The organism is Sulfurimonas sp. (assembly GCF_027056685.1).
GTDB lineage: Bacteria > Campylobacterota > Campylobacteria > Campylobacterales > Sulfurimonadaceae > Sulfurimonas.
The window spans coordinates 1-8,471 of sequence record NZ_JALUKE010000171.1; the positions used below are offsets into that span (position 1 = coordinate 1).

The following is an 8,471-nucleotide window of genomic DNA, read 5'->3' on the forward strand; positions in this document are numbered from 1 at the left end:
CTATGCATCCAAATTCCATAGGGCTTTCAGTTGTTGAGATTGTGGATGTTGTTGATAATATTGTCACAATTAAGGGTGTTGATATTGTTGATGGAACACCCCTTTTAGACATTAAGCCCTATATTGAAAATTTTGACAGGGTTGAGGGTACGGTGAAGAGTGGCTGGATGCAGGCAAGCGCTGATGAGGTAAGTAGTATGCGTTCTGATGAGAGATTTATATAGTCTAAAATTAAAAATGAGGAAAGAGATATGAAAGAGATTACATTAGAGACAAAAGTTTCAGATTTACTGAATGATTATGATGGGATGAAAGATATTCTCATTAAGATCAATCCTAAATTTAAAAAATTAAATAATCCTGTGCTTCGTAGAACACTAGCAAAAATAGCAGGTGTAAAACAAGCAGCTGTAGTGGGTGCAATGGAGCCGATGGATCTGCTCAATCAGCTTCGTGTTGCTGTTGGACAAGAACCAGTGAGCGTGGATACGACAGAAATTCAAAATGAGGAAGATGAAAATATTCCTACTTGGATAACAGAAACACCAACAGAGAGTATAGATGCAAATGAACTCTTAGATAAAGAAGATAATCCTTTAGCAAAAGCATTTAATATTTTAAGAAAATTTCATGAAGGAGAGATTCTTACCATTACTTCTGACTTTAAACCTGAACCATTAATAGAAGAGTTTGAAAAGCAAGGGCATGAGGTTTACTCTCAAGAGTTGGAAGAAGATAAGTTTATCACATATGTTAAAAAATAGCTTAAAGTTAGTTACCTAAAAGTACCGCTATCCATCGTGTATCCTCTTTTGCATCGAGGACTATTTTTACCATGATGGTAAGAGGAACAGAGAGGAGCATGCCTACTGGTCCGAGCAGCCATCCCCAAAAAATAAGTGAAAGAAAAACAACCAGTGTTGAAAGCCCCAGCCCTTTTCCCATGATTTTTGGTTCAATAACTGAGCCGATGGTTATGTTGGTAATTGCATAGATTGCAGCAACTAAAAGTGTTGTTGTTATGTCAAATTGAATCAAAGACATAAGAACTGCGGGAACAGCAGCGATGATAGAGCCAATATTTGGGATGAAATTGAGTAAAAAAGCAACTACGCCCCATAAAATAGCATAATCAAGACCTATTATTTTTAGTGACACTGCAATAAAAATCCCTGTTGCTGCTGAAGTCATCGATTTGAGCAATATAAAGTGTTTGATATTGTCACTTACCTCAATGAATGAATTGAGACCATTTGTATTTGAGAGTTCTAGCTTTTTTCTAAATTGTGAAACCTCCATCAACATAAAAATGATTGTCATAATTATCATAAGTGAATTTGTCAATAGTCCACTAAGAGATTTGAGTGTCTTAGCGATATATTGCATAATACTATTTGTTGCAAAGAGTGTTGAAAAGTCCTCTTTTGGTACTTGGATGCCATAGCTTTGTAAAAAACCAAGAAGATTCTGAAAATCAGTGCGTAATTTTATCTCATAACTTGGAACATTTTGTGTAAAATCTTGGATAGATGTGCCTAAAAATATCATCAATGTTGTAATGGTAGCAAGTAAAAATAGTATGATAAGCAGTAGCGCTATACCCTGCGGAACTTTTTTCTCTTTAAGCCATAAAAACAAGGGAGAGAGAATAATGGCAAGAAAAAGTGAAAGTAAAAAGGGAACTACAATAGCAGAAGCAGCCTTGATGCCTGCAAGTACAATAACCACAGCTGCCATAATCATAAATCCGTACCCAACACTAAAGTTTTTAGCCATCGCCATGCTTCTCCTCATTTTGATAAGTTATTATATCTTATATTCTAGCATAAGAGTTAATTTGGCTTGACTTATGAACATATGACCGATATAATTATATATAAAATCATTAGAAGGAAGAAAAATGAAAAGAATCGTATTACCGATTATGCTAATGGCAAGTGCTTCACTTTTAAGTGCTGCAACAAACAAAGAGATAAAACAAGAGGCTAAGAGTGCCATTATGAAGATGGGTGGGGCTTTAAAATCTCATATGAAACAAAATATGAAAGCAGGTGGACCAGTTCAAGCTGCAGGTTTTTGTCTTGAAGAAGCATCAGGCATTGCGAAAAAAGTAAATGCGAGCTATCCAAAAGGTGTGAGTGTTAAAAGAGTTTCTCTCAAATACAGAAACCCAGCAGATAAACCGACAGCAGATGAAGCAAAAGTACTTGAGCAGATTCAGAGTGATGTAAATGCACACAAAGCTGTACCTAAAATGATAGTTAAAGAGATTTCTAAAAACTCTTATAAAGTTTATAAACCAATTTTCATCAAAAAAGGTGTATGTTTAACTTGTCATGGTGATGTACAGACAAGAGATTTAGAGGCGTATAAACTTATAAAAGCAAAATATCCAAACGATAAAGCAGTTGGATATAAAAAAGGTGACTTTAGAGGTGCATTTGTTGTAACTATCGTAAAATAAAGACTAAACTACATATCTACTCCAAGCTTATCCCAAAAATTTGGGATGAGCTTCAGAATTAATTTAAATCTTCCAAAAATTCCTTATTCTTTCCAACCATTTTAAGATGGCTTAATTCGAGAAAAGTAAATGCTAAACACGCAATTTTATACTCCTTAAAAAATTTCTTTAAATTTTATAAAATATTTGACAAATGAACATATGTTCGTTATAATTCTGAACATATGTGCATATAAACTAAATTTTAAGGATTTAAAATGAGAGAGTTTACAAGAAGAGAAGGAAGAGGTTTTGGTCGAGGACAAAGAGGTCTTAACCGAGGAAGAAACTTTGGTGATAATGGAAGTTTTGGAGGAGGAAGAGGTCTTGGAAGAAGAAATTTCCAAGGCATCTTTTCAAAAAATGAAAATAATAGAGAAGGATTACAAATGAAAGTGGCATTTATGACAAATGGAAAAGAGAGACTTGCAAAACATATTGGGCTTGCAAAAAATATAGTTTTTTATTCTCTTCCAGAGGGTGAATTTTTAGAGATGATTGAAAATCCAATTATGACAAAGATTAAAGATGAAAATATTGTAATAGAAAAAGATAGTGAAGGAAATAGAGGACTTCATGTTGGTACTGAAATTCCTAGATTTCTTAAAGCAAATGGTGTAGATGTTTTTGTCTCTTACGAATTTGGTAAAGGTGTAAAAGACAACTTACTTGCTCTTGGTATAACGCCAGTGGCAGCAGAAAAGCAGACTGTAGATGAAATTATTCAAACGATGAAAAATAATCAAGATAAGGAAGGATAGATGAAAATAACTATAGCAAGTGGTAAGGGTGGAACAGGAAAAACAACTGTTTCTTCTAATCTTACTTCTTATTTGGCATCACTTGGTAAAAAAGTGGTTTTAGCTGATTTGGATGTAGAAGAGCCAAATAGTGCCTTGTTCTTAAACGCAGAACTAGTCAATTCAAAAGTATCAAATAAAATGATACCCAAGTGGGATGCAACTGATTGTACTTTATGTGGTAAGTGTGAAGAAGTGTGTAACTTTAACGCTATTTTACATCTTCCTGAGGAGATTAGAGTATTTCCTGAACTTTGTCATAGCTGTTATGCTTGTAGTGAACTTTGTCCAACAAATTCACTTCCTATGACACCATCGCCAATAGGGATTATAAATGAGTATAGAAATGAACTCTTTAGTATGGTTGAGGGGAGATTAGATTTAGGTCAAGAGATGTCTATACCGTTAATTGCTCAAACTATAGAGTATGTAGATGAGAAGTTTCCTGATTATATGAAGATTTATGATGCACCTCCTGGGACTTCATGCCCTGTGATAGAATCAAGCCGTTATAGTGATTTTGTGATTTTAATTACAGAAGCAACACCTTTTGGACTTAATGATTTAACACTAGCAGTTGAGACTATGAAAGTTTTAAATCAAAAAGTTGGTGTGATTATTAACCGTTATGGCATAGGTGATGATGGTGTTGAGAGATATTGTCAAGATGAAAATATTCCTATTATTACAAAAATTAAAAATGATAAAGAGGTAGCGAAACTCTACTCAAATGGAGAGTTGATTTACAATAAAATTGAACATTTTAAAGACTCTTTAGATGATATTATAGCTTTTATTGGAGGTTTAAAATGAGAGAAATAGTTGTAATCTCTGGTAAAGGTGGCACTGGTAAAACAAGTCTGAGTGCATCTTTTGCCTACTTAGCAAAGCAAGATGCTGTTGTTTGTGATTGTGATGTAGATGCTGCAAATATGCACTTGCTTCTTGATGCAAATTTTAAAGAACAGAGTGATTTTTATAGTGGTGAAATAGCCGTTATAGACCCTGAAACTTGCACAAACTGTGGCGACTGTTTTGATGTGTGTCGTTTTGATGCCATCACAAAAGAGACCGATTTTCATGTGGTAGATCCCATCTCTTGTGAGGGGTGCCACTACTGTAGCCGTGTATGCCCTGTTGATGCCATTGAGATGGTAACACAAAAGGCAGGAGATGTTTTTGTATCTGATATAAAAAATGGTGCGAAGATGGTACATGCAAAGCTTGGTTTTGCAGCTGAAAATAGTGGAAAACTTGTTTCAAAAGTAAAGAGAGTGGCAAAAGAGTTAGCACTTAAAGAAGATAAAGCATATGTAATTACTGATGGTAGTCCAGGGATAGGGTGTCCTGTAATCTCTAGTTTAAGTGGAGCGAATCTTGTTGTGCTTGTTACAGAGGCAACAGTTTCAGGTTTACATGATTTAAAAAGAGTCTATGAGCTTACAAAAACTTTTAATCTTAAGGTTGTGTGTATTATTAACAAATATGACTTAAATAGAGATATTACAAATAAAATAAGAGAATACCTTGCAGATGAAAATGTGCAACTCTTAGCTTCACTCGCTTATGATGATATATTTACAAAAGCAGTGAGCGTAGCAAAACCGATAGTTGAATTTGATGAGAATTGTGAAATCTCAAAGCAGATTAAATTGAGCTGGAACAATATAAAAAATATTTTGAAGGAAAATTAAGATGAAAATAGTATTTACAACAAAAGGTAAAACTTGGGAGAGTCCAATAGATGCAAGATTTGGAAGAGCAGAGATGTTTTTAATATATGATGAAGAGTCAGATACATTAGAAGCGATAGACAATAGTGCGACAGAGTCTATGGAGCATGGTGTTGGTGGAGTTTCATCTAAAAGAATGATAAACGCAGGTGCTAATGTTGTCATAACTGGTAATGGAGCAGGAGAAAAAGCACTTAAAATCTTAAAAACAACTGGCATTGCATTTTTTACTGGTGCTGGTGAGATGAGTGTTAAAGAGGCATATGAGGCTTACAAAGCAAATAAATTGCAAAAACAGTTTTAAGAGAAAAAGTGAGAATAGTGTTTCTAGTGGTTGAAAAGTCAGTTCCACTATTTACTCAAGGAAATTTGCCAAAAAGTAATGGTGATGGGACTTGTTCTGTAAAATAATGATATTTTATAATAATTATAAGAAAAGTAAACAATAAGAGGAACATAATTTTAAAAATCATTATCATAAAGGAAATAAGATGAAAGAGATTACATTAGAGACTAAAATATCTGATTTGTTACAAGAAAATGAAGATATGATAAATAGCTTATTGGAAATTAATCCTAATTTTAAAAAGCTTAAAAAGGCTGTAATTAATGAAACACTTCTTCATGAAGGTGCAAATTTAAAAGAAGCGGCAATGGTTGTAGGTATGAAACTTTCTGAACTTGTAAATATATTACGAGAAAAATTTAATCAAGAGCCATTGGATACAAAAGATGAAGATGAAACGCAAGAAGCTCCTGAGTGGATCAATCAAGAGCCGAAATTTACTCTTAATGCAAATGAGATTTTAAAAAAAGATTTGAGTCCATTAGAAGAGGCTCATAAAACTTTGCGTAAAATGGTTAAAGATGAAGTGTTTGTTATGATTGCAAATTTTAGACCACAGCCTTTAATAGACGATTTATTGAAATTTGGACATGAGGTCTATGTTGAAACAAAAGCAGAAGATTCTTTTGTAATCTATGTCAAAAAACATGTAAATACAGCTAAAGATTTTAAAGAAGCGGGTGTGAGTCCTTATGTTGATGGCAGACAAATGCCAAGAAGATACTTTCTAATTGCGACACAGTTGCCGTTTTTTATAGAAACATGTGTCAAATATGCAAAAGAAGTTGGACTTGATAAAGAGACACTTGCTGCGGTAAGAAATCTTATGGCTATTACAAAACCACAAGTGGTAGATAATGCTACTATTGTTAAAAAAATGGAACTTGAAGCAATTACAAAAATGGTTGATGAGAAATGTTCTGCTGATGAAGTGGATGATTTACTAGTAAAAATTGCCGATCAGCAACTTTATATGCAAAGAATCCATGCAAAATGTATTAATGATGTTCAAGCGGTATTAAATGATGATCAGTATGCAAAACTCATTGAAATTATTAAGCGTGGTGTGGAAGAAGATGATTAGGAGATAAGATGAAATATATATTTGGTCCTCTTGCATCAAGAAGATTTGGTATGAGTTTGGGGATAGATTTATCTCCAGACGAAAAAAGTTGTAATTTTGACTGTATCTATTGTGAATTAGTAAGAGCAACAAAGATAGAGAAAATTGCAAATCCTCCAAAAGTAGATGCAGTTATAGCTGAATTAAAAGAGGCTATGTGTAAATTTGACTTTGATGTTATCACTATTACTGCAAATGGTGAACCTACACTCTACCACTATCTTGATGAATTGATTGATGCAATTAATGAGATAAAAGGTGAGAAGAAACTTCTTATACTCTCAAACGCATCGACAATAGAGAGACAAGATGTAAGAGATTCTCTTAGCAAGCTTGATATTGTAAAACTCTCCCTTGACAGTGTGAATGAACAAACTTTTAAAAAAATTGATCGACCTATGAAGAGTATTGAGCTTAAAAATATTATTGATGGGCTTATAAAGTATTCTCAAAATTGTAGCAATGAACTTGTTCTGGAAGTTTTAGTAGTAAAAGGGATAAATGATAAAGTAGAAGAGTTTACGCTTTTAAATAGAGTCATAAATCAAATCAACCCTGCACGCGTTGATATATCGACTATTGACAGACCACCTGCATATGATGTAGAAGCACTTACTTATGAAGAGCTTTATACACTCTCAAAAGAGATAAAAAATCAGACTGTTTTTATAGCTACAAGAAAAAATATAGATGCTAAAAAAGAATCGTTTAATGAAGATGATATTTTAAAAACACTCTCAAAAAGACCTTTTACTAAGGCAGATATAGAAGATGTGTTTGATGCAAAGACAAAAGAGAGATTTAACTCTTTGTTCGCTTTTGGTAAGATTGAAATAGTAAAAGTAGGTAATATCGATTTTTTTAGAACTGTCTAGATTTGTGTTTAATTCTTGTGTAATAATTTTAGAATATACTTAGAAAAAATTAAATAAAGGTATATGGTGCACAGAAACAATATAATTGTGTATAAACAGGACAATTCGACCAATAATTATAAAAATGTAGCGCATGCATTTTTTCTCTCTTTAGCTGTTACCATAGCAGAGCCTTCAACAGTTTTGCCGCTTATCATTGAGCATTTTAGTGAGAGTGCACTTGTTGTGGGTGTTTTTGTCTCTTTGTTGCGTGGTGGGGCAATACTCACACAGCTTTATGCTGCGTTTCATGCACAGAGTTATAAAAAAGTTTTGCCTTATTTACGAAGGGTGTTTTTTTTTCGTTGGCTCTCTTGGTTTAGTATTGGTTTGAGTATTTTTTTTATCGGAGATGCTCATAAAACACTTACCCTTACTTTTATAGGTTTAGGGCTTTTTGGTTTTTCCCTCTCTGCTGGTTTTGGGGCAATCTATTTTAAAGAACTTCAGGCAAAACTTTTTTCTAAAGCGTATCGTGGAAAGACCATGGCAAATCGTCAGGTTGCGGGTTCCATTGCTTCCATCATTAGTGGTGGTGTTGCTGGGTATGTTTTGAGTCATTTTCAAGCACCACTTAACTATGCTTATCTTTTCATTGTTAGTAGTTTTATTATGGGTATTGGCTTTTTTATTTTTACAACAATTGATGATGAACCCTTAAAAGAGAATGTGCAGGAAAAAGAGAAAAATTTCGGACTTTTTATAAAAAATGCCTTTGCTACACTTAAAGATGACAAACGACTGCAACAGCAAACTTTGGCTATCTTTTTAAGTTTTGCCTGTTATCTCTCCATTCCTTTTGTCATTTTAGAAGCAAAAAACAGTGTTACTTTGACCGGTTGGGTTTTAGGTGGATTTATAATGGTACAGATGTTTGGAAGCATTGTAGGTAGCTCTTTATTGTGGAGGAAAATAAGTAATTATGAGAAGATGCTCTCTTTGAGTTTTGTTTTTATGATAGCTGCGTTTACGGCTGCACTTTTTGCGAACAATAGCTACATATATGCTCTTGTCTTTTTCCTTTATGGCGTAGCCCTTGATGGTTTTGGAAA

General features: G+C 33.7%; 11 protein-coding genes. 10 read left to right on the plus strand and 1 reads right to left on the minus strand.

Annotated features, from left to right (window positions below; all coding sequences use genetic code 11):
• Together MVY38_RS07415 and MVY38_RS07420 are read left to right on the plus strand one after the other, a co-directional pair.
• On the plus strand, nucleotides 1-224 hold a 224-nt coding region (locus MVY38_RS07415; protein WP_297484833.1), incomplete at its 5' end, for a TrmO family methyltransferase.
• A 27-nt stretch (nucleotides 225-251) separates the two neighbouring features.
• Nucleotides 252-764, plus strand: a complete 513-nt coding sequence (locus MVY38_RS07420; protein WP_297484835.1) for a DUF1858 domain-containing protein — start codon at nucleotides 252-254, stop codon at nucleotides 762-764.
• A gap of 7 nt (nucleotides 765-771) precedes the next feature.
• Here MVY38_RS07420 and MVY38_RS07425 read toward each other — a convergent pair whose 3' ends face one another.
• Complete coding sequence (locus MVY38_RS07425; protein WP_297484837.1) at nucleotides 772-1,782, minus strand: AI-2E family transporter; 1,011 nt, start codon at nucleotides 1,780-1,782, stop codon at nucleotides 772-774.
• 118 nt (nucleotides 1,783-1,900) lie between these two features.
• On the opposite strand from MVY38_RS07425, the gene MVY38_RS07430 reads away from it, so the two are divergent.
• From MVY38_RS07430 to MVY38_RS07465, 8 genes are all read left to right on the plus strand, one after another.
• Nucleotides 1,901-2,464: a DUF3365 domain-containing protein gene (locus MVY38_RS07430; protein ID WP_297484838.1), complete on the plus strand. Its 564-nt coding sequence runs from the start codon at nucleotides 1,901-1,903 to the stop codon at nucleotides 2,462-2,464.
• Between the two features lie 257 nt (nucleotides 2,465-2,721).
• On the plus strand, nucleotides 2,722-3,264 hold the full coding sequence (locus MVY38_RS07435; RefSeq protein ID WP_297484840.1) for a NifB/NifX family molybdenum-iron cluster-binding protein: 543 nt from the start codon (nucleotides 2,722-2,724) through the stop codon (nucleotides 3,262-3,264).
• Entirely contained in the window at nucleotides 3,265-4,116 is an 852-nt protein-coding gene (locus tag MVY38_RS07440) for an ATP-binding protein (protein WP_297484842.1), read from the plus strand.
• Nucleotides 4,113-4,997: an ATP-binding protein gene (locus tag MVY38_RS07445; protein WP_297484844.1), complete on the plus strand. Its 885-nt coding sequence runs from the start codon at nucleotides 4,113-4,115 to the stop codon at nucleotides 4,995-4,997. Before MVY38_RS07440 ends, MVY38_RS07445 begins: the two co-directional genes overlap by 4 nt.
• A gap of 1 nt (nucleotide 4,998) precedes the next feature.
• Nucleotides 4,999-5,340, plus strand: a complete 342-nt coding sequence (locus MVY38_RS07450; RefSeq protein WP_297484846.1) for a NifB/NifX family molybdenum-iron cluster-binding protein — start codon at nucleotides 4,999-5,001, stop codon at nucleotides 5,338-5,340.
• 187 nt (nucleotides 5,341-5,527) lie between these two features.
• Nucleotides 5,528-6,466, plus strand: coding sequence for a hypothetical protein (locus MVY38_RS07455; RefSeq protein ID WP_297484848.1), 939 nt, complete (start codon nucleotides 5,528-5,530; stop codon nucleotides 6,464-6,466).
• Between the two features lie 8 nt (nucleotides 6,467-6,474).
• The gene (locus MVY38_RS07460) at nucleotides 6,475-7,380 is read left to right on the plus strand and encodes a radical SAM protein (RefSeq protein ID WP_297484850.1); all 906 of its coding nucleotides are present in this window, start codon (nucleotides 6,475-6,477) and stop codon (nucleotides 7,378-7,380) included.
• A gap of 87 nt (nucleotides 7,381-7,467) precedes the next feature.
• Nucleotides 7,468-8,471 (plus strand): MFS transporter (locus MVY38_RS07465; protein ID WP_297484852.1); only part of this gene is annotated, 1,004 nt, incomplete at its 3' end.